At 45.0% G+C, this 25,511-nt stretch carries 22 protein-coding genes; 6 read left to right on the top strand and 16 right to left on the bottom strand.

What is annotated here, in order from left to right:
- The first annotated feature begins 216 nt into the window (after positions 1–216).
- Positions 217–765 carry a hypothetical protein gene (locus WD077_03720; protein MEX0966321.1) on the top strand — a complete coding sequence of 183 codons (549 nt, stop codon included), beginning with the start codon at positions 217–219 and terminating at the stop codon, positions 763–765.
- A 19-nt stretch (positions 766–784) separates the two neighbouring features.
- Here WD077_03720 and folE read toward each other — a convergent pair whose 3' ends face one another.
- From folE to rsmA, 4 genes are all read right to left on the bottom strand, one after another.
- The gene (gene folE / locus WD077_03715) at positions 785–1,474 is read right to left on the bottom strand and encodes a GTP cyclohydrolase I FolE (protein MEX0966320.1); all 690 of its coding nucleotides are present in this window, start codon (positions 1,472–1,474) and stop codon (positions 785–787) included.
- A 181-nt stretch (positions 1,475–1,655) separates the two neighbouring features.
- Positions 1,656–2,645 (bottom strand): NAD(P)-dependent oxidoreductase, encoded by a 990-nt coding sequence (locus WD077_03710; GenBank protein ID MEX0966319.1) that lies wholly within the window; start codon positions 2,643–2,645, stop codon positions 1,656–1,658.
- Between the two features lie 69 nt (positions 2,646–2,714).
- Complete coding sequence (gene mgtE / locus WD077_03705; protein ID MEX0966318.1) at positions 2,715–4,076, bottom strand: magnesium transporter; 1,362 nt, start codon at positions 4,074–4,076, stop codon at positions 2,715–2,717.
- Positions 4,077–4,214: 138 nt separating this feature from the next.
- A complete protein-coding gene (gene rsmA, locus WD077_03700) occupies positions 4,215–5,015 on the bottom strand; it encodes a 16S rRNA (adenine(1518)-N(6)/adenine(1519)-N(6))-dimethyltransferase RsmA (GenBank protein MEX0966317.1) in 801 nt (266 codons plus the stop codon).
- A 415-nt stretch (positions 5,016–5,430) separates the two neighbouring features.
- Here rsmA and WD077_03695 point away from each other — a divergent pair, with 415 nt between their 5' ends.
- Positions 5,431–5,892 carry a GNAT family N-acetyltransferase gene (locus WD077_03695; protein MEX0966316.1) on the top strand — a complete coding sequence of 154 codons (462 nt, stop codon included), beginning with the start codon at positions 5,431–5,433 and terminating at the stop codon, positions 5,890–5,892.
- An 85-nt stretch (positions 5,893–5,977) separates the two neighbouring features.
- Here the strand turns inward: WD077_03695 and WD077_03690 are convergent, their stop codons facing one another.
- Positions 5,978–6,910 carry a M20/M25/M40 family metallo-hydrolase gene (locus WD077_03690; GenBank protein ID MEX0966315.1) on the bottom strand — a complete coding sequence of 311 codons (933 nt, stop codon included), beginning with the start codon at positions 6,908–6,910 and terminating at the stop codon, positions 5,978–5,980.
- Positions 6,911–6,925: 15 nt separating this feature from the next.
- Positions 6,926–7,948 (bottom strand): metal-dependent hydrolase, encoded by a 1,023-nt coding sequence (locus WD077_03685; protein MEX0966314.1) that lies wholly within the window; start codon positions 7,946–7,948, stop codon positions 6,926–6,928.
- Between the two features lie 283 nt (positions 7,949–8,231).
- On the opposite strand from WD077_03685, the gene WD077_03680 reads away from it, so the two are divergent.
- On the top strand, positions 8,232–10,079 hold the full coding sequence (locus tag WD077_03680; GenBank protein ID MEX0966313.1) for a T9SS type A sorting domain-containing protein: 1,848 nt from the start codon (positions 8,232–8,234) through the stop codon (positions 10,077–10,079).
- A 204-nt stretch (positions 10,080–10,283) separates the two neighbouring features.
- On the opposite strand, the gene WD077_03675 is transcribed toward WD077_03680, so the two are convergent.
- Together WD077_03675 and WD077_03670 are read right to left on the bottom strand one after the other, a co-directional pair.
- On the bottom strand, positions 10,284–11,387 hold the full coding sequence (locus WD077_03675; GenBank protein ID MEX0966312.1) for a TonB family protein: 1,104 nt from the start codon (positions 11,385–11,387) through the stop codon (positions 10,284–10,286).
- A complete protein-coding gene (locus WD077_03670) occupies positions 11,380–11,958 on the bottom strand; it encodes a sigma-70 family RNA polymerase sigma factor (GenBank protein MEX0966311.1) in 579 nt (192 codons plus the stop codon). Before WD077_03670 ends, WD077_03675 begins: the two co-directional genes overlap by 8 nt.
- Before the next feature lie 372 nt (positions 11,959–12,330).
- Between WD077_03670 and WD077_03665 the strand changes: the two genes are divergently transcribed.
- Positions 12,331–13,788 (top strand): PAS domain-containing protein, encoded by a 1,458-nt coding sequence (locus WD077_03665; protein MEX0966310.1) that lies wholly within the window; start codon positions 12,331–12,333, stop codon positions 13,786–13,788.
- Between the two features lie 158 nt (positions 13,789–13,946).
- Here WD077_03665 and WD077_03660 read toward each other — a convergent pair whose 3' ends face one another.
- The 8 genes from WD077_03660 to WD077_03625 form a co-directional block, all read right to left on the bottom strand.
- Complete coding sequence (locus tag WD077_03660) at positions 13,947–15,302, bottom strand: M28 family peptidase (protein MEX0966309.1); 1,356 nt, start codon at positions 15,300–15,302, stop codon at positions 13,947–13,949.
- A complete protein-coding gene (gene purS, locus WD077_03655) occupies positions 15,277–15,528 on the bottom strand; it encodes a phosphoribosylformylglycinamidine synthase subunit PurS (GenBank protein MEX0966308.1) in 252 nt (83 codons plus the stop codon). Before purS ends, WD077_03660 begins: the two co-directional genes overlap by 26 nt.
- Positions 15,518–16,264: a CDP-alcohol phosphatidyltransferase family protein gene (locus tag WD077_03650; protein ID MEX0966307.1), complete on the bottom strand. Its 747-nt coding sequence runs from the start codon at positions 16,262–16,264 to the stop codon at positions 15,518–15,520. Before WD077_03650 ends, purS begins: the two co-directional genes overlap by 11 nt.
- 413 nt (positions 16,265–16,677) lie before the next feature.
- Complete coding sequence (locus WD077_03645; GenBank protein ID MEX0966306.1) at positions 16,678–17,502, bottom strand: calcium/sodium antiporter; 825 nt, start codon at positions 17,500–17,502, stop codon at positions 16,678–16,680.
- A 164-nt stretch (positions 17,503–17,666) separates the two neighbouring features.
- The gene (locus WD077_03640; protein ID MEX0966305.1) at positions 17,667–17,972 is read right to left on the bottom strand and encodes a hypothetical protein; all 306 of its coding nucleotides are present in this window, start codon (positions 17,970–17,972) and stop codon (positions 17,667–17,669) included.
- Between the two features lie 166 nt (positions 17,973–18,138).
- Positions 18,139–19,830: a T9SS type A sorting domain-containing protein gene (locus WD077_03635; GenBank protein MEX0966304.1), complete on the bottom strand. Its 1,692-nt coding sequence runs from the start codon at positions 19,828–19,830 to the stop codon at positions 18,139–18,141.
- Between the two features lie 336 nt (positions 19,831–20,166).
- Entirely contained in the window at positions 20,167–21,885 is a 1,719-nt protein-coding gene (locus WD077_03630; GenBank protein MEX0966303.1) for a T9SS type A sorting domain-containing protein, read from the bottom strand.
- Positions 21,886–22,098: 213 nt separating this feature from the next.
- Entirely contained in the window at positions 22,099–23,646 is a 1,548-nt protein-coding gene (locus WD077_03625; protein MEX0966302.1) for a T9SS type A sorting domain-containing protein, read from the bottom strand.
- Positions 23,647–23,794: 148 nt separating this feature from the next.
- Here WD077_03625 and WD077_03620 point away from each other — a divergent pair, with 148 nt between their 5' ends.
- Both WD077_03620 and WD077_03615 read left to right on the top strand, forming a co-directional pair.
- Positions 23,795–24,244, top strand: coding sequence for a hypothetical protein (locus WD077_03620; protein ID MEX0966301.1), 450 nt, complete (start codon positions 23,795–23,797; stop codon positions 24,242–24,244).
- 291 nt (positions 24,245–24,535) lie between these two features.
- Positions 24,536–25,336: a M15 family metallopeptidase gene (locus tag WD077_03615; GenBank protein ID MEX0966300.1), complete on the top strand. Its 801-nt coding sequence runs from the start codon at positions 24,536–24,538 to the stop codon at positions 25,334–25,336.
- Positions 25,337–25,511 lie beyond the last annotated feature (175 nt).

Raw genomic sequence — 25,511 nt, 5'->3', positions numbered from 1 at the left:
GCCAACATAGCGGGTTTTGTTTTTTAAAACTTACCTAATGTTCTAAATTTATATTCCTTTTTTATAATTTATATAAAATCATTAAAAAGTTGAGTGGAGCTTTGCCGCCTGCTGATCGAATAGAAGACAGCCCAAAAGCAAGGAATAGAGGCAGCGGGTTTTTAGTTTCCTGCAACCTTGATAAACAAACACGCGTTATCATTACAAAACTTATTTATGCGACAATTCCTGTTACTCTCCCTGTTCCTGGTTTGCAGCTTATTTATAAATGCCCAGACGCCCGGCACTGATACTTCGGAAAGTGAGGATATTTATGAATTATATGCAGATTCCATTTTTAAAGGTGACAACCGGGTAATTGAGATGGGGGATTACAAAGTGACAAATTATCGCTTTCATTTTACGGAGGTGTACAGGAACCCTGATCAGGGGTTGGTAGGAATTATTGTAAAAGCCTTCTCAGGAGTTAGCGGTCGCACTTATTTCCTTGCCATTCCAATTCCCGGTAATGACAACAACTACTCTTACAATGCTGAACTTGCCGAATTATTGGAAAAGATCGCTACACAACTGGATGATTATATGACTGCGGCATTTCTCACCGCCTTCATCCGCTACTATGGCGATCACCGTGACCTGGGATACCAGATGGGCATAAATTTTTACTCAGGATATAAGGCGCTGGAAGAAGAGAAAATCAGAAAACTAAAGAAGCAAGGCGTAGAAACAGATAAGTCAGAAGAAGAAATTCCGGACGAACCATAACATCTTGCAGCCCGGAGCCTTATTTTAAATATGTTAAAAATTCATTTTTTACATCACGCTCCTTAAATTTTCCGCAATATTCCGAGGTTACGGTAAAGCTGTCTTCATCCCTGATGCCGCGCGCTGAAACACACATGTGATGTCCCTGGAGCAAAACGGCTACATCTTCGGTATCCAGCTCTTTCTTCATGGCGCAGGCAATCTGGCGGGTAAGCCGTTCCTGCACCTGTGGCCGCTTAGCGAAATAATGCACGATCCTGTGAATTTTGCTGAGGCCGATCACCTTTCCTGTGGAGATATATGCTACGTGAGCATGGCCGCGAATAGGCAGAAAATGATGCTCGCATGTGGAATAAAAGGTAATATCCTTTTCCACCAGCATTTGTCCATATTTAAAGCTATTGTCAAACAGCGTGATCCTGGGGCGGTTTTCCGGGCTAAGGCCGGAAAAAATTTCCTGCACGTACATTTTTGCCACCCGCTTAGGCGTATGTTTCAGGCTGTCATCTGTGAGGTCAAGGCCCAGCAGCAGCATGATCTCGCGAAAATGCTTTTCTATATAAAGCATCTTTTCTTCATCATCCAGTTCAAATGCACCTTCACGCAAAGGCGTATCAACAGAAGTAGATTGATGACCGTCAAAGTCCACCAATTCCTGCGTCAGATCATGATTATCACCATTTGTCGCACTCTTTTCTTCTTCCTTCATTTCAAAAAAATTTGACTTCAAAAATACTTTATACAGTACCGGTTTAAAAAGTCTTTCATTCAAATAAAAATACCGGTTCTGAATTCATATCCAACCCAGGCTTTTAATTAAGGTTGTTTTAAACATGCTTTTCAATATTTATCATAAGAAAACAAAGCCTATAATCCGGGTACCTTGGAGGTTAAGCATCATCTTCTCCAGGATTCATCATTATTTCCTTCACCTCCTCCGGGTTCGCCAAATGAATTTTTAATTTGTCAATAAGCGTGGAAAATATTTTTTGTTTCGATTCGAAAGTCCATCCGGCAATGTGGGGCGTGATCAGGATCTTTCCGTTATTGATCACCCTTTGCAGGAGCGCCTTCTCCTCTTGCGAATAGCTTTCCAAATCTTCATTCTCCAGCACATCAAGCGCGGCTCCCAACACCTTTCCCTGCTCTACTGCGTCCAGGAGGTCTTTGGTATTCACGTTCTTGCCCCGTGAGGTATTCAACAAATAAAAGGGCTTTTTAAATTTAGCAATAAACTCCGCATTAATGAAGTGATAAGTTTCGCGGTTCAGCGGTATGTGAAGGCTCAGCACATCCGCCCGTTCAAAAATATCCTCCAGATCTACCTGATGGGCCACGCTGTCAGAAAAGCCGCTTTTGTATTTGTCATAAGCTATTACCTCTACATCAAACCCCATAAGCTTTTGGCCAAAGGAAGAGCCAGTATTTCCGTAGCCCACCAGGCCCACTACTTTGCCAGCCAGCTCCCAGCCCCGGTTTTCTTCGCGCTGCCACTTCATTTGCCTCACCTCCCTGCTTGCCTGGCTGATGTTGTTCAGCAGCGAAAGCAGCAAGCCCGCAGTGTGCTCTGCTACTGCATTCCTGTTTCCCTCAGGTGAATTAATGATCGTGATGCCGGAATGTGTTGCAGCCTCTACATCAATATTGTCCAGCCCTGAGCCAGGCCGCAAAATGAATTTCAGCTTTTCGGCATTTTCTATTACCGCAGCATCAATAAGCAAACTGCTGCGGATCATTACCCCATTAAAGCGGCCTATTTCCTTGAGCACCGATTCATAAGAAATACCCGGCTGATAATCCACAGCGAAGTTCATCTCCCTTAGCGCTGACAGAAAAAATTCAGGAACTTCATCACATACCAATACTTGTTCTTGCGACATTATTCAGAATTTCTAATGACTAACATTTTACAACTCCTTGCATTTTTTTTATCATCAGGCATATTATTTTTAAAACATGCCGTACATCAGCCTTCCGAGCATAAAGTAGACGAACAGGCCAATGAGGTCATTTGATGTGGTAATAAACGGGCCGGTGGCTAGGGCCGGATCCACCTTCAGAGAATTGAGCATCAGGGGAATCAACAGGCCCAAGAGGGAGGCAATAAGAATGACTGACAACAGCGAAATGCTAATGGTATAAGCCAGCGGCAGGGCCTCTCCTGAAATAAAACCGTAGCCCAGAAGCAGCACGGCACAACACAGGCCGTTGAGCATCGCCACCGCCACCTCCTTGAATATTTTGGAAGCCAACCCGCCCTGGCCCATCGTTTTGGAGGCAAGACTCTGTACCACAATCGCAGAAGACTGCACTCCTGCATTCCCCCCCATCGCAGCAATCAGCGGGATAAAAATGGCCATCTCAGGATAAATCTCCAGTTCGTATTCATAGTTGGCAATGACCTTGGAACTTGCAATGCCCCCCAGCAGGCCGAGCAAAAGCCAGGGAAGCCGAGCACGGCTGATCTTGAAAATGCGGTCAGAATATTCCACATCTTCAGAAATACCACTCATTAACTGCATGTCCTCCTCAGCTTCTTCGCGGATAAAGTCCACCACATCATCAATGGTAATGCGCCCCACCAGTTCCTGATGATCGTTCACCACCGGCACAGCGGGAAGGTCGTATTTGTCCATCATCCGGGCAACTTCATCAGCAGGCTCATTAGCCAAAACGCAGATGATCTCCTTAAAATAAATGTCTTCAATTTTAGCTGTGGATGGAGAAACGATGAGTTTATGCAGGGGGATCATTCCTTTCAGCACTCCGTTATCATCCACCACGTAAACGGCATAGATCATTTCCAGATCACTTCCCTGCTCGCGTATGGATTCGATGCATTGGGTTACATCGCTGTTGATGTTCACCTTCACAAGTTCCCTTGCCATGAGGCCACCGGCACTATCCTCAGGGTAATCCAGCAGCGAAACCAGATCCTCTGAAACTACTTTGTCACGAGACAACTGGCGGATCACCTCCTCCCGCACTTTAGGAGGCAACTCATTGATCACGTCTGCCGCATCATCTGTCTCCATCTCGCCTATAAAGCGGTCCACGATCTCGCGCGGCTGCAGAGACGACAGAAATTTCTGACGCATGTCATCTTCGAGTTCAGCCAGCACATCGCCCGCCTTTTCAGGAGTGATGAGTGAAAAGATGTATTTCGCATCCTCCATCTCCTGCTCCTTCATCAGTTCAGCAATATCAGCCGGATGCAGGTTTCGCAGGTACTCGCGCAGCAGCGCCTCGTCACGCTCCCGGAGCGCTGCCTCTATATCGCTATACAGTTCATTAGTGAATTCCGAATACATATTCTTTCAGGTTTATCCTCCCTACATCGCCAGAAGGACGCGGAGAAGATCAGTTGGCTCCGGCAAAGGTTCAAAATCCTCTGCGGCTTTTATACGGTGTATGGGATAATTGATGTAAATGGAAATTGCGGCTCCGTATTATCCGGAAGGTGGCGTGTCCTGCAATCGTTTTGTAAGATCAATAAAATCCTCCACCTCCAACTGCTCAGCGCGCCTTAGCAACACCGCAGTTTCAATGTAGTCCAGCTTTTCGCCAAAAATCTTCAATGCATTTCTCAACGTTTTTCTTCGCTGGTTAAAGGCCGTTTTTACCACGCGAAAAAAGAAGTTCTCATCGCAATCCAGCGGCCCCGTTGCCTTTCGTTCCATCCGCAGTACTCCCGACTTCACTTTTGGCGAAGGAGAAAAAGCGTTTTCATCCAGCGTGAAGAGATAGCTAGTTTCGTAAAATGCCTGAACAAGCACACTGAGAATGCCGTAGTCCCGCGTTCCGGGTCCGCTCGCCACCCGCTTTGCCACCTCACGCTGAAACATCCCTGTCAACTCCGGGATCTGATCGCGGTAATGCAACACGCGAAAGAGAATCTGGCTGGAAATATTGTAAGGGAAATTGCCGGTAACTCCGAATTGCTCCTGTCCGAAAAGCGCCCTCAGATCGGCATTCAGGAAATCCTGGTGCAGCAGGCGACCATTGAGTGCAGGGAAATTTTTCTTTAAGTACTGCACCATATCAGCATCAATCTCCACCACATATAATTGCTCTCCGAAACGCTGCAAAAGAGATTTGGTAAGTACACCCAGCCCCGGACCTATTTCGAGCACCTTCTCGTAACTCTTGCCGGCCAGCAGGAGACTTTGGCTTATTCGCTCCACTGCCTCCTGATCTTTTAAGAAGTGCTGGCCCAGATGCTTTTTTGCTTTGATACCGCTATTGTTCATAACCTTCAAATTTAAGGTTTAATACCGTTCCAGATTCCGAGTTCCGGGTTCAGCCTTCCAGGGCTGCTCATAAACTTTGAATTCAAGGTTAAAATACCCCTGATTCGTTCAAATAACCACATAGTGCTTCTTCGTGCCTTTGTGCCTTCGTGTCTATTTATCTCAGCAAAAATGTGTTTAAATAATGGCTTCGTGCTCCTTCGAGACTTTGTGCCTTCGTGTCTAATAATCCTCAAAAAAATGAGTTAAAAATAAACCTCGTGACCCTTTGAGTTTTTGTGCCTTTGTGTCTAATATATTTGAATTTTTATCTTGACTTTCAATAAAACAAACTTTTAAAATGAAGAGAATCTCATTACGTGGGTTGGAAACACCCCGCCTTCGGTTCCGGGAATTGTAAAAAGGGGATTTTGAAATATGGATGGAATATTTCAATTCTGCGGAAGCCCTGCGCTTTTCAAATTGGGAGTTGGGGAGTGAGGACACCTGCAAACGCTGGATTGACAGCCAAGTACTGCGCTATGGGCAAACAGGCTTTGCCCTCTATGGCGTGGTGAATAAAGAAACCGGGAAGATGGCCGGGCAGTGCGGACTCCTTGAGCAAACGGTAGATGGCCGCCCGGAAATTGAGATCGGCTACCACTTGATCCCCAGCGCATGGGGAAACGGATATGCAACAGAAGCAGCTTCAGCCCTTCGCAATTATGCATTTAATAATCACATCGCTGACTCTCTTATTTCAATTATTAATATTAATAATATTCCTTCACAAGCTGTAGCCGTGAGGAACGGCATGAAAAGAGGCGCCCGCACAACCTTCAAGGAAATGCCGGTCTATATTTATCGCATTGAACGGGAGGAGTGGGAAAGGCTATAACGTGAAACCTCAGGAACAAATGAAGGAATATTCTAAATAAATTTTGGTCTCCAACCAAAGTAATACATCTGTTTTTACGCCTCCTTTAAATGCGCAAACCTGCAAGGCGGGCAATAGTGGCGGTGGCGGCTTTGGTTACAACTGTAATGAAGTCAATATTCAGGGTAGAAAGCGTATCCGTGGAAAGATGGTAATTCGGGTTTCTGAATTCGGAGGTATCCGTCAGCATCAGAGCAGGGATGCCGGCATCCCAGAATGGAGCATGGTCACTCCTCCGGAGAACGGGCGCCATCTCTCCATTTCCCGGAACGGCAATGGAAACCACGGGCAGGTCCGGCAACAGTTCCTTTGCCGTAGCTTCAAACTTCGACATCAATGAAAGGGAACCGGCATTGGCCACATTGGTGATGAAGTCGCCCTTGCGTCCCCGCTGCTCCACCTCCCTTATCTGCTGCGGAAAAAGCTGTTCCATCCCTGGCGGGAAAAACTGTGAATTCTCCTCCTCTGCGGTATATCCTATCATCTCCAGGTTTATCACACCTTTCACAGGCTGGAGCGGCCAATCGTTAAGCTGCTGCACAAAAGCCTCGCTGCCCGCCAGGGAAGCCTCCTCAAGGTCGAATGCTACAAAAACAATATTATCCCTGTACCGGAAATGGCTCAGCGCACGTAATGCACAGAGCATTCCAGCCACGGCTGAAGCATTGTCATCAGCTCCCGGAGAACCTGCTACAGAATCGTAATGGGCTGTAAGGAGCCAAGTGCCTTCCGGAGCCTCCCCGGCAATATGACTCCATAAATTTTCTCCGGCAGTTTCCGCTGTTGAGAATTTATTGGAATCACTTTTACTAAGCCACCGGATAAAATCCCGCTTGATGTATTCCCTGACTTTTTCCAGGTGGTCGGGTGCTGAAATGCGGTGGCGTTCACCGGCTATCGCCTGCAAATGCGTCCTCACTGCTTCAGGCTTTATATACTTTAGCAACAGCTCGATTTGTTCAATATCTGTTTTGCTCATTTAATAACTGTAATATTAACGGGGTGGATTTTTATGGCCTTTGAGGCGGTGCCAAAGCTGGCTCAGCAATTCGGTTCCCTGACTGAAGTCATTTTCCCGTTGGCCGATGATGACTTCTCCATTATCCTTTTCGATGGTATAGGTAAAGACAAATCGCTCATTTTCATCCGGCCAGATCATAGTTTGCCCAAAACGCAGATCGTTTACCAGGAGCAGCTCACCCTCTTTTTCCAGCGTGTACCAGTCCTGCGTAATTTTCAGAAGGCGTTTCACTTTCGGCTCGTTTTCCACTTCCCCCAGCAGTTCTTCATTTTTATGAATATACCTGAAGTGTATGCTTTCATCAGGATCAAGAAAGGAATAATAACCGAGGTAATAACCGGAATCGGCTTCCACGTTGGAGGTCCAGAGAATATTATTAAACAAAGTTGGCCGTGTATCAAACCGGTTATAGCTGATATTCTGCCGCTCCAGTTCCTCTTCAAATATCTGGTGGATCATTGCCTTATTTCCTAATGTGAAAATTAAATAAAAGGAACTGAGGCTGATACCAATTACATTAAGCACCCTGCGCCCCCGGCCGGAGCGACTCTTAAACATCAGCCATATTGTGGTGATGAGCAATGGCAGGGTGTAGAGTGGATCAATCACCGAAATGGACTTAAGGTCTACTCGATAATCCAGCGGCCAGAAAAACTGCGTTCCCCAGGTCGTGAGGCAATCCAGCACCGGATGGGTTATGAGTGACAGGAAAAACAGCAGCGTCCATCCGCGCCATGAAGCTCCGCTATTTTTATGAAGGCGGTAAACAAGGTATCCGAGGATGGGAGCCATTATTACCGAAAAAACGATGGAATGGCTCGCTCCGCGATGGAACTCCAACTCCTGCAGGGTAGAGAGAAACTGGCCGGGAATCACGTCAAGATCAGGGATGGTGCCTGCCACCGCCCCCCATAAAACCGCCTTGTTTCCCACCTTTCTTCCAAGTGCGGCTTCTCCCACTGCGGCTCCCAAAGCTATTTGCGTTATCGAATCCATTTAAGCCTTTTAAGATTGTGTTCCGGCCTCCCGGCAAATGTCAATATTAAAAATATTTTTTCTGTCAATCTTTTTGTTTGTCCTGATAAGCCGCCCGCCATTTATAAACAGCAACGCCCGCTTGTATTTTATTTCATTTCAAATATGAACTGAGAATAGACCTTTTGACTCTCAAATCGTCATCATGTACACCGGTATCCGGACGAATTTACAGGCAACTTCTTTTGGGTTCCTGTCGTCATTTTGAAAAACCCGGTACCGCTAACTTAAAAATAATCACATTATGAAAACTTTAATTCAGCATTCAATTTTTATCACCGTATTTCTTTTGGTTGCCGGCAGCATCAACGCGTTGGAACCTCAAAAAAAAGCCTCTCTTTATGCACACCTCTGCGAAGTCAATAAAGAATGGCTGAAAGTAAGTCCTCATTCACTCTCAGAAGAAGTCAGCTTTGAGAATGATATTGCCCGCATCCAAACACATTTACGCCTGGTGGAGCAGCATCTCAGGGCACATACTCCGGCTATCGCGCCCGCCTTTGCAGCCCACCGCGCTGAATCACTGGATGATTTGCACCGCTACCAGAATCGCGGGGAATTTCCCGTTAACACATTCCACGAGCATCGCATTCCTTATTTTATTGATGTTCATGGCACGCCTTGCGCTGTAGGCCAGCTCATTATCAGCAGTGGCCACCGCGAACTGGCGGAGATGGTCAGCCGCGAAGACAACTATGCTTACCTCCGCCAAATGCATTTTCCTGAACTTAACGACTGGGTGAAGCAGTCAGGATTTACTATGGATGAACTCGCCTGGATACAACCGGCTTACCAACCTCAATATAGCTGGACAACAGAAGGTGCAAAGGTGGAAGGAGAGATCGAAGTATTTCTATCCACGATGGTAGGTGGAAAGGAAATGCTTTATGTGGCAGGCGAATTTGATAAAGTGGAAGGAATGGAAGGGATGAATAATATTGCAGCATTTGATGGCAACAACTGGATGAAACTGGGCGATGGACTAAATGGCCGCGTCAGTGCAATGACAATCTACACCAACACGCTGTACGTGGGGGGAGAATTCACCCTGGCAGACGGAGAACCTGCTGCATACGTGGCCCGCTGGACAGGTTCCAAGTGGGAAGCAGTTGGCAACGGTTTCAACGCTCCTGTAAGGACATTGGCCGTTCACGACAATACACTTTACGCAGGAGGTTCATTTACCGCATCCGGCACTGTGTCGAATTTGTATTTGTCACGGCTGGGTTTCGGTAACTGGATTTCCTTGCCTGAACAGGTGAACGGACCCGTGAATGCACTGATATCAACCTCTGAGGGCGATCTGGTGGTAGCGGGTGAATTCACAATGGCAGGCACCACCGCGGCAAAGCACATTGCCCTTTACAGCTCCCATACATGGCAGGCAATGGATGGTGGAATTGAAGGCCCGGTAAACGCACTAGCGGAGTATGATGGAAAAATCTATGCAGGAGGAGAACTGAAGGATGAACATCAGGCAGACATTGAAGGATTTGCCTCATGGGATGGTGATAACTGGGAAACTGAGCACACCCGTCAATCCATTTCCGGACAAAGGATCAACAGGTTTCTCCAACACGGGGATCATCTTTATATTATCGGTGATTTCAATTTTTTCCCAGGCATCGGAAACTATGGCCAAAATATCATTGAATATAATAAAGCCGGCTATGGTGAAGGCATGGCATCGATGAAAGGAAGCCTTAATACCGGTATCGTTTTCAGGGATGCACTCTATTTTGGTGGTGCGCTAGATTCGCTGCTTTCAGACGAATGGATGGCTCCGGGAGGACTTTTCTATCAGGCGCTTCCTTCGTCAGTGGCTGAACCCGCTCAGGTTCAATCCGCTTCCGGCCCCTATCCGAATCCCGCCCATGACATTTTCTACATTGACTTTCCCTCCGTATCAGATTACGACCTCAGGCTGTACAATCTCCTTGGTAACGAAGTGAGACATCTCTCCGGTACCGGCTCTAAGGTGGCGGTACAGCGCGAAGATCTGAGTTCCGGAGTCTATATATATTCGATATGCGCAGACGGTGTTCCTGCTAAAAATGGTCGTATCGTGATAGCAGCACCGCCTGCTCATTAGGTTTTTTTATTAGGTTTTTTATTTGGACGTGATTTAGTTGAAAGGATTGCCTTGTCATAGGGGCAATCCTTTTTTGTTAAAAATATAATTCTGAAAAGAATAAACATAATGGTTTGTTGAGTCTCAATCCTCCCGGTTTTTCTTTGTAATATTTTTACTTTGATAAAATTGAAGGTCCTGGAATTATTAGTTGCCAGGTAAATATTATTTCTGTGAAGGCGGGAATCTTACCGGAACTGTCATTTTTACGGTTACATCGTGTCCGTTTAGTTTACCGGGAGTCCATTTGGGCATTCGCTTTATTATCCGCAAAGCTTCTTTATTGAAATCGGCATTGATGCCACTTACAACTTCCTCATCCTTTACTTTACCCTTTTCGTTCACACTAAACCTGACCGTAACCGTACCTGCCAGGGCAGCATTTTCATCGCCAGAGGGATGCTGGATATTATTGCTGATATACTGCTGCATAGCCTGGTTCCCACCGGGATATGCCGGAGGTGCATCTACTTCATTTGTCGAATAAAAGTCTTTGGCTTCAGCTTCCCTTTCCACTTCCATCATCTGCCCGGAAGATGCATCTTTATCGCTTTCGTTCTTGCTCTGAGGGGCTGCATTATTTCTTAGCGCTGTATCAAAATACCCATCTGCGTTGTCATCAGATTCCTGAACAACCAATGGAGATTCCTCTGCTAAAGGTTCTATACTTTTCTTACTAATTTCTTCTTTATCCTCCGGTTCTTCACGGGGAGCCTCAGGCTTTATTTCCCTGCGAACAACACGATCCTGTTCATTTAAGGCTGAAGCCAGTTCATTCCCGGTTTCATCCAATTCCGAAGTATCCGGCCCGGCCGTGTCAGGTATGGCAGCCATTCTTGGTTCTGGCGCAGATCTTTTGGCATCTTGCTGCGTCTCCTCTCCGGCAGTTTGAACCGTGGATTGGTCAGCAGATTGGAAACCATCAGTAAAATGCCAAACCAGCCAGCTACCTCCCACGAGCACCAGTAGCCCGGCAACTACAGCCGCAATGCGCAGAATGGGAGCCCAATCAATGCCCTGCCGTAGCCGTTGCGGCTGCTTTCCTGTAATGCGCTGGTTCAGCTCAGCGACATTCGCTGCCGAGCGATTGAAGTTGAAAGACCGGTATCCTTCCACAGCATCGGCACAGAGAGGACAACCCTTTATGTGCTGTTCCACACGAGCTTTGCCATCCGTGCTCAACCGGCCTTCTATGTATCCTCTGATACTTTCCAGCGTAAGACATTTTCCCGATTTCGGGCTGCGCGGTATATGCTTAGATTCAGGCATTCTTATCCATATATATCTTTAACTGGCGCTTTCCATTCTGAAGGTGGCTCTTTACCTGCTTCAGGTTCAGTCCTGTATCATCTGCTATTTCTTCATAACTTTTATTATAAAAATAAAACAGTTCCAGGCATTGTCGCTGGCCCTCATTTAGGTTTGTCAATCCTTCAGTAAGGTGCTGTAGTTTAATCTCCTTTTCTTCGCCATTGAGCAGATGCGTTTGTTCATCTATTTCCATAAAACCCATCAGAAATCGCTCATATTCATCGCGCTGGCGGTCCAGGCTTTTATCCTTCCTTAACTTCATCAGGCAATGATTTTTTGAAACGCTGTAGAGCCATGAACGAAAATTGCCTACCCGGTGCTTTTTCAATGCGGAGATAATATGCTCATATATCTCCATTACTGCATCTTTGCTTTCTTCCTCATTTTTGAGGTATTGAAGGCAAACTCCATATACAAGATGGGTATAGCGCTGGTAGAGTTCTCCTATAAACGCATTATCATGCGAGTTGCGAAACCGCTCCACAAGGTTCGCATCAGTAAAAGATTTATAATTTTTGCTTCCGAACAACCGTATCAGGTTTAATGATCTCACTGGAAATGAGCCGTAAATTTAGAACTCCAAGCTCACAACCGCCACTGCCATTTTCGGCAATAATAGCAAGACTGTTTTACTTTTTGAGAAACAAAGCTCCAAAATTTCCGATCCGTCAGGTATCAGCATATTTTAAAGCAAAGAACCCGGTGTTAAAAATAATTTCAACAAAAAATCTTTACCTCCGGTTAGTAGTTAACGGCTTTGTGAGAAATTGCTGCTAAACGCAGCCTACTTGTTTTCCCCGCACTTCTACCTGAGAGCATTCCATAACTTCATTATTCCGTATTAAATTTTCTTATTTTCAAACAATTAGAGAGTTAGCATATTTCTTAAAATTTATTTTTTATGACTGATATGGCAACAGAGGAACTAGGTGAATCATTATTGCAATATTTACCGGTATTGATATGGGCGAGCGATACTCATGGGAAAATTATATATGTAAATGAAACTCTGCTTGAGTTTCGCGGGCGCTCAATGAAGGAGGAAACCGGAAGCAAAGGAATCCAGGGAATTCATCAGGATGATGAAGAAGCCTGTTTGTCGCAATTGCTTGAACACCTGGAAACAAGAACACCTTTCGACTGTGAATGCCGTCTGCAAAGGGAAGACGGAACCTACCGGTGGATGCAGAACCTGGGCCGGCCCCGTTATAATGAAAGTGGAGAATTTATCGGGTTTGCCGGTTCTCTGATTGACATTTCTGACAGAAAGCAAGCGACAGAACACAGGGCGCTGAGCCAGAAGCAACTGATAGCCGCTCAGCACCTTGCAAATGTAGGAAGCTGGGAATGGGATATGGAGAAAGACCAGGTGGTCTGGTCAGATGAGCTTTTCCAGATTTTCGGATTGGCACCCGGAACGCCAGTGGACTTTTCCCGCTATACCAGCTTTTTGCATCCGGAAGACCGGGAGCGCGTGGAAGAAACCATTCGCGTTGCCATCACACACCAAAGGCCTTATAGATTCCATCACAGAATTATCAATACGAGGGGAGAGGTACGGTGGCTGCATTCGCTGGGAGAGACCGTGGTGGATGACAAAGGTAAACCCACCGGGCTGATAGGCACAGCCCAGGACGTAACCGACCTGAAGAATGCAGAAGCGCTGATAAAGGATAAAAACCGCGAACTCCAGCAAACCAATCAGAGCCTGGAAGAATTTGCCCACGTTACCTCGCACGATCTGAAAGCGCCACTGCGCGCTATCAGCAATCTCGCTCAGTGGCTTTATGATGATAATTATACCGCCCTCGGAAAAGAAGGCCAGGAACATTTAAAGCTTATCATCAATAAAGCACAGGCAATGCACCGCCTGATTGAAAGCATCCTTGAATATTCCCGTGCCGGTGCGGCAGCCGGAAAGAAAGAACCTTGTGATGTAAGGCTTATCCTGGAAAATACCCTTACCATGATCACTGTTCCGAAAAATATTACGCTGAAAATACCGGAGGTGCTACCGGTCATGCAATGCGAACGCACCAAATTGTTACAGGTGTTCAGCAATCTCATCAGCAATGCGATACGGTATAATGATAAGCCACATGGATTAATTGAGATAAAATATAAGGACCTGCCCTCGTTTCATGAATTCAGCGTACTGGATAATGGCAAGGGCATTCATCCGAAATACCATCAATCTATATTTAAAATGTTCGAGACGCTGGATAAGGATAGCATGCCGGACAGCTCCGGTATTGGACTCGCCCTGGTGAAGAAAATAATAGCCGGCTATGGTGGTGCTATCAAGGTGAAATCCGAACCGGGAAAGGGTTCAGAATTTATTTTTACAATAATGAAATAAGAGAGGCCATTATGGTCTCATGCATTTACTGATAGACACCATTTGGAAGAAGCTTCAATAGCCCCGTACCTCTTCAGGAAAATTATTAACCGAAATTTTTTTACAACCAGTGCCCCTGGCCCTTTGGGGTTTAAATCCCTCGTTTCAGAGCATTGGATTTACCGGACGAAACGATTCTGGAGCCAGTCCGTATAATCTTCCAGCAAATTAAAAGTGCCGTGGTATCCCTTCAGGGTCATTTCATTCTTGTCATAAATAGTATGGTATTCTTTATAAGAACCCATGAGGTATAAAAAGAAAGCAGGAACTCCCGCTTCGGTGAAAAAGTAATGGTCGCTGTTGGCTGCTTTCCCACGTTTCTTCACCTCCGGCAAGTATTCATTTTCATCGTTTATCCTTTCAAAATTTTCATACTCTTCTTTAAATACGGCTCCATTCACTACCATAACACCATCTTCTCCACTTCCCATTAGGTCTATATTGATGAGGAAGGCAATGTTATTCAAAGGGAAAAGCGGATTTTCTGTGTAATATTTAGAACCCACCAGGCCGGCTTCTTCACCGCCAAAAGCCATAAATGCGATAGAGTAGTCCGGGCGGTTTTCGTAGCTGGCGAAATGACGGGCCAGGTCCAGCATCAGCGCGATCCCGGATCCGTTGTCATTCCCACCGGGGAAATAGGTATCGCTTCCCATTCGGCCCAGATGGTCGTAATGCGCAGTGAATACGATCACCGAATCAGGATATTTCCGCCCTGATATGTACCCGATCACATTCTGACTCTTGTAGCGCGGCACAAACTCGGATTCGATCTTCAGCTTCAGCTTTTTGGGATCCTCGGGCACCGCATTGGAGTCGACTATAATGACGGGATAGTTGAGTGGCTGCGTGCCGACACCATATGTTAGCCGGTTATTGGCCGGAATGATGATCAGTGCCCTGGCATCGAAAACATTTCCCTTAGCGCTTACCAGCATTTCATCATCTATCAGGTTGGCAAACTTTTTTTCATCAATTAAAACTGCCCGTTTTTGCATTTTTTTCTGCGAAGCAAAATCGGCAAAACTGGTGAGGTCTCTTAGCGCCTCCCTTGGCATTTCTACGATTCTCGCTTTCATCTTCCCGGAAGTTCCTGAAGAGTTGGGATCAAGAATGAAATCTTTCCCGGGTACCAGCTTTTTCTTGTTGATACGGGCCTCCATTTTTCCTGGAAAAGTCACTACGGGCAGTTCAAAATCCTGGAAATAATTGTGTACTGATCTTCCATCAGGCGTTACTATAGGTTTGTAACTCGCGAGACCAATTTCTTTATACCATGCTGCAAGGTATTGTGCCGCCCTCATATCTCCCTGTTCCACGTAGCCGCGCCCTCCCATATATTCGCTGGTGAGGGTGTCAATCACCGACCTTGCGAAAGCCGTATCCTGTGCGTGCACAGTTCCTGGAACTGCAATGACAAATAAGAGAAGAGTGAGAAAGTTGGTGAAATCAAGACTTATGAATCGTAAACGCATAGTTTTCCATTATTAGGTTAGCAAGAAATTTTTTACAAGCCGCTTCTACTTTTTCCGTTGCTTCAGCTTCGCTGTCTGCCTCCAGTTCCAGCCGGATGTGCTTTCCAATCCGCACTTTACCTACGTGAGTAATGCCCAGTTTGTCTAGGTTTCCCTGCACTACTTTTCCTTGAGGATCAAGCAATTCCTCCAGGGGCATTACGTCAATTTCAGCCTTAAACTTCATGTGCAATTTGCTTTTTCATTAACATTGACAAAACTATGTAGAATATAATGATGATGGGAATAGCCGTAAACAATAAAGCGATGAAAAGGGCCAGCGAAACGATCAGAAAAATATAGCGTACCTCATTTCCTTTCCAGCCAAAGTGTTTCATTTTAAGAGAGAACAGCGTAAGGGGAGATATTAGCAAGTAACTGAAAATAAGTGTTGTCAGGATCAGGAACCAGGGATTGAGGATGAGCGGTGAGAGATAGAAAGTATCCATCCCGATCATCACAATATCATATCTCAGAATGAGGGGCAGGGCGGCAAAGAAAAGCGCGTTGGCCGGTGTCGGCAGGCCAATGAAGTTCACATTTTGGCGGGTGTCAATGTTGAACTTTGCGAGGCGCACCGCACTGAAAGCGGGAATGAGGAAAGCCAGCAAGCTCACTACCGGCACCGGTCCGGCAAAGAAATCGTTCAGGGGCATTGTGTGAGATCGCATCATAAGCACCATCATAATCATTCCCGGCAACACTCCGAAGCTCACCATATCTGCCAGCGAATCGAGCCCGGCACCCAAGTCGCTGTGCGCTTTCAGCATCCGGGCTGCCATTCCATCGAGGAAATCGAAAATAGCCGCAACAATGACCATCCATCCGGCCAGCACCATCTCTCCGTTAAAGACGGCTACAATGCCAAAGAATCCGCAAAAGAGGTTGGCTATCGTAAGGAGGTTGGGAATGTGGCGGGTCATGTGCGCAGAGTTGCTTATCGCTTGGTTTACCGTTTCTAGCTGATTAAAGGGCCGCAAAGGTAAGGCAGCTTAGGGTTTTGGCAGAAGTGTCAGAACGGGATGCTTAACGTGAGCGGAAAGATGACGGAAAAGGATTCAACTGTACTAACGGTTTGCTATACGTTAGTGGAGTTTTTGAAGGTCATTATTGTCTGCTTTAAATAATGGCCGCCAGGGAGAACAAACCTTGCAGAAACTCCTGTCCGCCCTAATTGGCTTTGTTGTGGTTGGCAGTAAGGTATCGTTTACATTTCCTTGGTAATCAAAAATATAGTATATCCTACATAGATTAAAAGTAAAATCCCGGCTTCCCATCTATCCAGTTTCTTTTTCTTTCCCGAAAACATAGCGATAAACAGCAAAATAGTACCAAATCATAATAAATATAAATCGTAATTGAATCTAATGTTATACTCAACTGGTTTTATAAGCGTACTTACTCCAAGAATAAAGAAAATGTTAAATATATTGGAGCCAATTATATTGCCAACAGCAATATCGCTATTTTTCCTTATCGCTGCTACTACTGATGTAGCAAGTTCCGGAAGTGAAGTACCTGCAGCAACAATGGTTAATCCAATTATTGTCTGGCTGATGCCTAAATCTTCGGCTATATTTACTGAATTAATAACTACAAGTCTGCCACCTGCAATTAAAGATGCCAGGCCCAATGAAATAAACATCCAAATTTTAAAGTTGGACAATTCTATTCGTTTAAGATCAAGCGGCATATTTTCACTTTTCAATTGTTTAAATACATAATAGAGAAATAAACAAAAGAATATTAATAAAATAACACCATCCATCCTTGACAAAACTTCGTATTCAGAGATAATGCTATTAGTAAGAAAAAACAGCAATAAAGCTGCAAGAAAAGAAATAGGAATTTCTTTCCATACGGTGCTTGATTGCACTATTAAGGGGGCAATTAATCCTGCTATGCCAAGTATTGCAAATAAGTTAAAAATATTACTCCCAATAATATTACCAAATACAATGTCTGCATGTGATTGATAAGCAGCAAAAGCATTTACAACCAATTCAGGCATTGATGTTCCAAATGCGACTATAGTTAAGCCAATCGCTAACTCAGATATCTTATATTTCCTGGCTAATGCGGATCCCCCACTTACCAACCAATCAGCACCTTTAATCAAGATTCCAAATCCCAGTATCAATAATAAAATTTGAGTTATCATACTGTAGTTGCGTTAGTTTTCCATTCTGGTCTGAATAAACGTAGAGAAGCATTGTCGGTTGTGCTATAAAAGCACGAGGTGTTTCTTTGTTCACCGTAAAACCCCAACCGGAGCGGTATTAAAGCCGTCTATAGCTCGCGGGTAGGTGCTGTTAGCTATTTGTCTCACTTAGTCGCCCCAACTGCATATACCATTGGAATTTTATTGTCAAGATATTTTATGCGATACATTCCTGTTCTAAATTCTACAGCTTCTTTAAAACAATTGTAAGGTGAGCAATCAAATTCGTCAAATGAGTTTATTTCAATTCCGTTTTTAATTAAGCTGCTTAAAGCCTCGCTAATTCCGTGATTCCTCATTACATATTCCTGAGTGATGGGAACATTTCGGTCTGCATAAGTTTCGGTTTCTATAACTGCACCGGTATTAAAATAACGGAAACTAATTTTATCAAAATTATCATCAAACATCCAAACAAACAGGATGAAATTCTACAAATACCAATTTACCATGTTTTGGAGCTAACTTTCTTGTTACGCCAGGAAATATTCCCGCAGGTTGGCAAGTGCCTCGTAGAAAAGCAAGGTATGGCAGTACTTCTGCCTTGTTGTAATCCCGTACCTCGTACTACCTCAATTATTCAAATATTAATTTAGACTGCCAGCTCTGCCCCCTGTTATTTTGAAGCCGCAAAAGGTAGATCCCGCTGGCCAGGCCGTCTCTCTCAATTCTCAATTCACCTGGGTTATCCTGTTTCCATTTCCCAACGATCTTGCCCTCGGGGCTTATTAATTCCACTTCAGTTGGAGCAAATCCATCTTTGTCAAATAGCAGGACTGCATGGCCTTTTGCCGGGTTGGGGAAAAGACGGATATTAGGATTACTGGTCAGAGGTTCGTTCATTCCGACCGTAAATTCTACAATCAGGGTGTCTTTATAAATATTGTGGCAATACCCACCTAACGCTAATTCAAACTCCACGGTGTCTTCCTGAGAAAATTGATGTGTAAATTTCGGATAGTTGCTACTAATACTGTCATCACCGCTCCATTGCATCGAAGCGCTCGCAGGATCAATTCTGGTTATGGCGAATTCATACAATCCCATACCCAGGTTCGTAACTGCGTAATCTGCGGTGGGAGTATGCCTTACAGTGATGGGGTAAGTTTTCTCGGTATGTTCGGGAAGAGGACATGCATTGTCAGAGGCTTGAACTTTAAAGACATAAGGAACTACACTTATATCAGAGTCCCGGGGAGTCCAAGAGAAGGTAGCTGTAGGGGTCCGGCCCATACCAACGGTGAAATTCGCACCAGGGATGCCTCCGTCCCAGGTTAATTTCACTGAATCATTATCCTGATCGTCACTGTGTATAGTAAAAGAAATATTTTGACCCGAACAAACATAGTTATTAAAGTTTTTTTCACTGAGGGTGGGCGGTTCATTTGATTCGCAATTTTCCATTACTACCATTAAATCCCTGACGCGTTCACCAACTTTTATGTTATTACGATATTCTTCAATCTTGTAGCTGATGATAGTGACTTGCGCCTGCATAGGTCTGAAATGCAACCCGCCACTGGTACTATCAAGATGAAATCCCCGGCAAAGCGGAGGATGGTATAGCAGGTCTGTTTTTGGAAAACCATTAAAGTAAAGGGGTCTCTCAGCACTGTAAGGTGAGAGATAAGTGACATCCTGCGTGGGAGATGATTTTGCCGAGACTATCGAATATACCAGCGAATCACCATCCGGATCCAAGGCATTATTGTAAAACGAAAGACATTTACCCGCACAATTAATCGTATTTTCAAAAGGACTAAGCGTAGACGTTGAGTTACATGGCGCTACTGATTTGTCAATGGTGGCATATAAGTAGATGCCCTCATTGGCCGGGCCGGTAGTAATTTCTGCGAAACGCTGGCTTTCCTGCCAACTAAAAGTCCATTTATCACATACCTGTTGACTAAGGTCTATAATTCCCTTAAAACGGTATTCACTGAATGCGAAAGGTTCCGTACACGAAGTATCAATACAGCGATTACAAACACCCTCACAATTTTGTGTGCGGGTGCGATCTGCAGAATCCTGCAGAGCAAGCTGGATAGAAACAGGTGAAGCAGAACTGCATTCCGGTGTGGCAGTAAGGGTTTTGCTGAACGTCAGCGAGCTATTGCACTCAGCTAAGATGTGAAGGGAGATGGAGAAACTATCCTGCCCCACACAGAAATAGTCAATATAACCACCGGCTATACCGGGTTGTGCATTAACCTGAGAGAGCAGACACAGACAATACAAGATACAAGAGATGCCGAGGAGCTTTTTCATAACGGGAAAATTTATGTTTTAAGTAAGATGCAACTACTGTGATTAAAACTGATGAGGATGTTCAATTAAGAGGTTCTAATTGCTGATTTTAGCACATTTTTAAAATGAACATCTTGAATTTTTTAATAGTTCACGCTATAGCGAACCAAAGATTTAAAGCTCATCAATGGTACCCGGGAGGCAAGTTTTTTTGGCAGAACCGGAAGTAAGTATTATTTGAAATATGTGTTTCAGAATTTTCCGAATTTAAACTCAATTTTACATATTGTTATAGATCCCCGTGCATCTAAACTTCCTTTCCGTACGCTGTCCTTCCTGTAGCGGGTGCTACCTCAATTATTCAAATATTAATTTAGACTGCCAGCTCTGCCCCCTATTATTTTGAAGCCGCAAAAGGTAGATCCCGCTGGCCAGGCCGTCTCTCTCAATTCTCAATTCACCTGGGTTATCCTGTTTCCATTTCCCAACGATCTTGCCCTCGGGGCTTATTAATTCCACTTCAGTTGGAGCAAATCCATCTTTGTCAAATAACAAGACTGCATGGCCTTTTGCCGGGTTGGGGAAAAGACGGATATTAGGATTACTGGCCAGAGGTTCGGTCATTCCAACCGTAAATTCCACGATCAAGGTGTCTCTATAAATATTGATGCAATCTGAAATTACCCTTAATTGAAACGCCACGGTGTCTTCCCGGGAAAATTGATGTGTAAACACCCGCTTCTCGGCATCGGCACCACCGTTGCCGCTTCCAATGCCATCCTCGCCACTCCATTCTACAAGAGCGTTCGGAGGATTTGTTTTGGTTATGGCAAATTCATACAATCCCATTCCCAGATTGGTAACTGTATAATTTGCCGTGGGAATAGGACGGACCGTGATCCGGTATGAACGAACTGTATAGCCGGGAAGCGGACAAGCGTTGTCCGAGGCTTGAACCGAAAAGAAATAAGGGACCGCATTTGCATCGGATTCCCGGGGAGTCCATGTAAATGTTCCCATAGGTGTCCGGCCAGTACCAACCGTAAAATTCGAACCGGGGATTCCTCCATTCCAGTCCAAATTCACTGAGTCATTATCCTGATCGTCACTGTGTACATTAAATGAAATAGTTTGACCCGCACAAGTTTCAGTGCTAAAGCTATTCCCTCCGTTAATTCCGGAGAGGGTGGGAAGGTTGTTTGGTGGACAATTCATCATTAATACCATCAAATCCCTTACACGTTCACCTACTTTAACCGTGTTACGATATTCCTCAATTTTATAGCTGATGACAGTGCCTTGTGCCTGCAGGGGCTTAAAGGCCAACACACCATTGTTAGCATAAAGATGAAATCCTCTGCAAAGTGGAGGATTGTATGGGAGGTTAGTGTTGGGAAAACCATTGAAGTAAAGTGGTTTCTCAGAGCTGTAAGGTGTGGTATAAGTGACATTCAACGTGGGAGATGATTTTGCTGAAACTATAGAATATACCAACGAATCGCCATCCGGATCCCTGGCATCATCAAAAAACGTTAAGCATTGGCCCGGACACCTGAGCGTGCTTTCAAAAGGACGTAGCGTAGAGGTGGAGTTGCAGGGCGCTACCGATTTGTCAATGGTGGCATACAAGTAAATACCATCATTTGCCGGGCCGGTGGTGATAGCTCCTGAACGCTTGCTTTCCTGCCAGCTAAAGGTCCAGTTATCACATACCTGCTGGCTAAGATCAAGAAGTCCAGTAAGCCTGTATTCTTTAAATCCATAAGGCGTTGAGCAAGCAGAATCGCTACAACTGTTGCAAATGCCCTCGCAAAGTTGGGTGCGATCTGCAGAATCCTGCAAGGCAAGCTGAATGGATACTGCCGAAGCAGAAGTACATCCTGGAGTGGCAGTAAATGTTTTGCTGAATGCGAGCGAGCCATTGCAGTCAGCAATTACGTGGAGGGAGATAGAGAAGCTATCCTGACCGACACAGGAATAATCAATGTAACCACCGGCTATACCGGGTTGTGCATGAATCTGTGGGAGCATGCATATACAAAACAAAATGCCAGAGGTGCCGAGTAGCTTTTTCATAGTGGGAAAATTTATGTTTTAAGGAAGATGCAACTACTGTGATTAAAACTGATGAGGATGTTCAATTAAGTACCTAAGATTATCAATTTTAAATACATTACAAAAATGAACACCTTCAACTTTAAAACAGTTCAACCCGAAGAAAGCCAGGTATTTTAAACTCCCAAAGCGCACGCCACAGCTACATTTTTTCGGCAAAACCGGCAGTTTACATCATTTGAAAATTTTAATGGCAACCTGTCCTTTGGAATTTGACAAAATGAGGAAATAATTGCCTGACGGGATTTCCTCCGAGATCCTGACCGGTTGTTGATGCGGCCCGGCTTCTTTCCATTCCTGGTCAACAAAACGCTGGAGCCGTTTCCCATTGATATCCACCAAATCAATGGTTATTCTTTCAGTGCTTGTCAGTGTATATTTAAAAATTGAATTTTGATTTACAGGATTGGGATAAATCAGCACTGAATTTTCAGAAATAGAAAAATCCACAATTCCCACGTTAAGTCCCGAAAGATAGCGGGCTGCAGCGAAGTCGAAATTCGCTCCACTGTCGGAATAGCCTGCCGCCACAATTTTTCCGTCAGGCTGCATAGCTACCGCCTGGCAATAGTCGAAGGTGGTTCCCACAGCGGTGGTGAGTTTCCCACCTATCCCGAAGCCTTGATCCAGCGTACCGTCCGCATTGAGCCTGGCCAGCGCGAATTTCCAGGTAGTATTGCTGCTGCCGGTATATCCTGCCACCACCATTTTTCCGTCAGACTGCAACACTACTGCTGTTGCAAATGCATCGGGTGTACCGAACGAAACCAGAGCGGAGCCGCTGTTGCCAAAACTGTTGTCCAAAGTGCCATCAGCTTTGAGACGCATAATGGCGAACTCAAACCCGCTGCCTGCCTCCGCATGCCCTACCAGCAGAATTTTTCCATCAGGCTGCACTATCACCTTTTTTGCTTCCTCAAAGCCGGTACTGATGGGCATCATCACCTGGCCGGCATCGCCAAATCCAGCATCCAGCGTACCGTCCGTATTGCAGCGAATCAACGCGAAATTGTTTACCGCGACATTTATCGCACGTCCGGCCAGCAGAATTTTTCCATCGCTCTGTAAAGCTACATCGCTACCCAGAGCAATACCATCACCAACCTCAGTGATGAAGCTGCCGTTGCTGCCAAATCCGGCATCCACTGAACCATTTTCATTGAAGCGCGCCAGCATAAAATCGAAGCCTGATACATATCCGCCCACCACGATCTTTCCGTCATCCTGCACTGCCATTCCATTTACATAGCTATCGCTGACAGAGGCGATATTATGTACCTGTTTTCCACCAGTTGCAAAACCTGCATCAAGGCTTCCATCCTCCTTGTATCGCACCACAGTAATATGATAATTACCTTGATCCGGGGTTTGCCCGGCTGCCAGGATTTTCCCATCCGGCAAAATGGTCAATGCCCTGATTACGCTGAAGGCATTCGGAGAAAAGGTGGTAATAACTTTGCCACCGTTCCCAAAGTTCTGGTCCAGTGAGCCATCCGCATTATATCGCACCATAGTGAAATCAGAAACGCTGCCGACATAGCTGCTGCCGCCCAGGATTATCTTTCCATCATCCTGCACCGCCACGGCATAAGCCTGGTCATTCTCCGCTCCTATTGATGTCGTCACTATTCCATCCGTGCCAAAACTGCTATCAAGAGTGCCGGGTTGCGCTAAGACGGTTAAGCTCATCACCATTGCCAGCGCTGTTAATAATTCTTTCATGAGTTTATTTTTTAATTCAGCCACCAAACCTAACTCAAAGCTGCTTTAGTTCCAAAATTTTTAATTTCAACAACGCAGCTGATTCATCCTGAAATCTCCGGACCGCACCTGCAATGCCTCCTTATAAAAGAAAATTTGGGAAAATGTTTTGACAGGTTTTAATATAAAAGTTTCAACAGTACCCGTTGTTTCCTTCCGTGCGTTAGATTTTATTCAAAAAAATTACGAAAACGGGACAGTATTTTTAGCTCCATTATTTTGGTTACTCAACATAAACAAAATGATAATGAAATGGCCAAAACAACTGAAAGAAAAAGGGCAATTTATAAAAATAGAAAGCGGCTCAAAATCTTTGTTGCTTCCCAATAAGAATTATATTCTTTTAAGACGATTTAGCACCAAAGATGACAAGAGCAGATTAATTGCAGCCCCTTATTTCTGTAACTATGCCAAATCGGATTATATCGGAGTTGAAAATAAAGTAAACTACATATACAGAAAAGACGGACATTTAGACCGTGACGAAGTTGTTGGCCTTTGTGCATTGCTCAACTCCGAATTATTTAATACTTACTTCCAATTTTTTACGGTAATCTAAATGTAAGTGCAACAGAATTAAGAGAAATGAGATTTCCACCATTAAACAACATAAAAGAAATAAGCAATAAAATCATACTATCCAATGACTACTCAATCAATAATGTAAACGACATTGTGAGCGGGCTTTTTGAATTGGAAGTAATAATGAACTGATACTGAGTAAAATACTCAGGGTTAGTGCCCAAATAGAATTTAAAAGATAAAGCGGGTTTCCTAATGGGGTAGCCCATCAACCATTGCAATTCCCCCAAGTTTAGCAACCTTTGAACTTCATCCAATTCTCAAAACCATGGCCATTACAAAAAAAGATATCAGGTTCGTACAGCAGCAACTAAACGCGAAAGGGTACAATGCAGGGCCTGTTGACGGTATGCTCGGCTCAAAAACCATGAGTGCGCTCAGCAACATTCCTGATCTTCCCAGAGATTGGGCAAATGCGCGGAAAGTAGTGGGATTCATCCAATTGTTGGCGCGCGAGCACAATATTGAAGCAGGGCCTGTTGACGGATTCCTCGGGCCGCAAACTCGATTTGCCCTCGATGCATTGATCAGGGTTTTGGTGGAGCATAAGGAACCCGAGATTTGGCGTCCGGAGGAGTTGGTTGAAGTTAATCCCAATCAATGGCCGAAGCAGACGCCTGAATCGGAAATAATTGCTTTCTATGGCCAGGTGGGTCAAAGGCAAACCACGATCAATGTCCCTTACCCGCACAAACTGGCGTGGGACAAGAGCAAGGTGATCAATCGCTTTTCCTGCCATGAAAAAGTGCATGATAGCATGCTCAGGGTTCTCACTAAGGTGTTCAACCATTACGGCCTGGACGAAATCCAGCGGCTCCGGTTAGATTTATGGGGAGGATGCCTCAACGTGAGAAAGATGCGCGGAGGTTCGCGGTACTCTACACATAGTTGGGGCATGGCAGTAGACTACGACCCGGAAAGAAACCAACTGAAATGGGGACGCGACCGGGCCTCATTCGCAAAACCTGAATACGCCATGTGGTGGAAATTCTGGGAAGAAGAAGGTTGGGTGAGCCTGGGCCAGCAACGCAATTTCGATTGGATGCATATTCAGGCTGCTAAACTTTGAAAAGCAACCTGCGTGAACACTTCCAAAAAACGTTGCCACTGCATGGGCCGCAAGCGCATCGCATCGCCACCCTTAAATATTTGGGCAGAAGACTAATCCCGCTTTCGGATGGATAGCAAAAAAGTTGGGAGGAGAAACCATTTTGTAATCTTCCTTGCAGCACTTTAATAATTCG

The organism is Bacteroidia bacterium, from assembly GCA_040880525.1.
Classification (GTDB): domain Bacteria; phylum Bacteroidota; class Bacteroidia; order CAILMK01; family JBBDIG01; genus JBBDIG01.
This window is presented reverse-complemented; position numbering and strand designations above follow the sequence as displayed.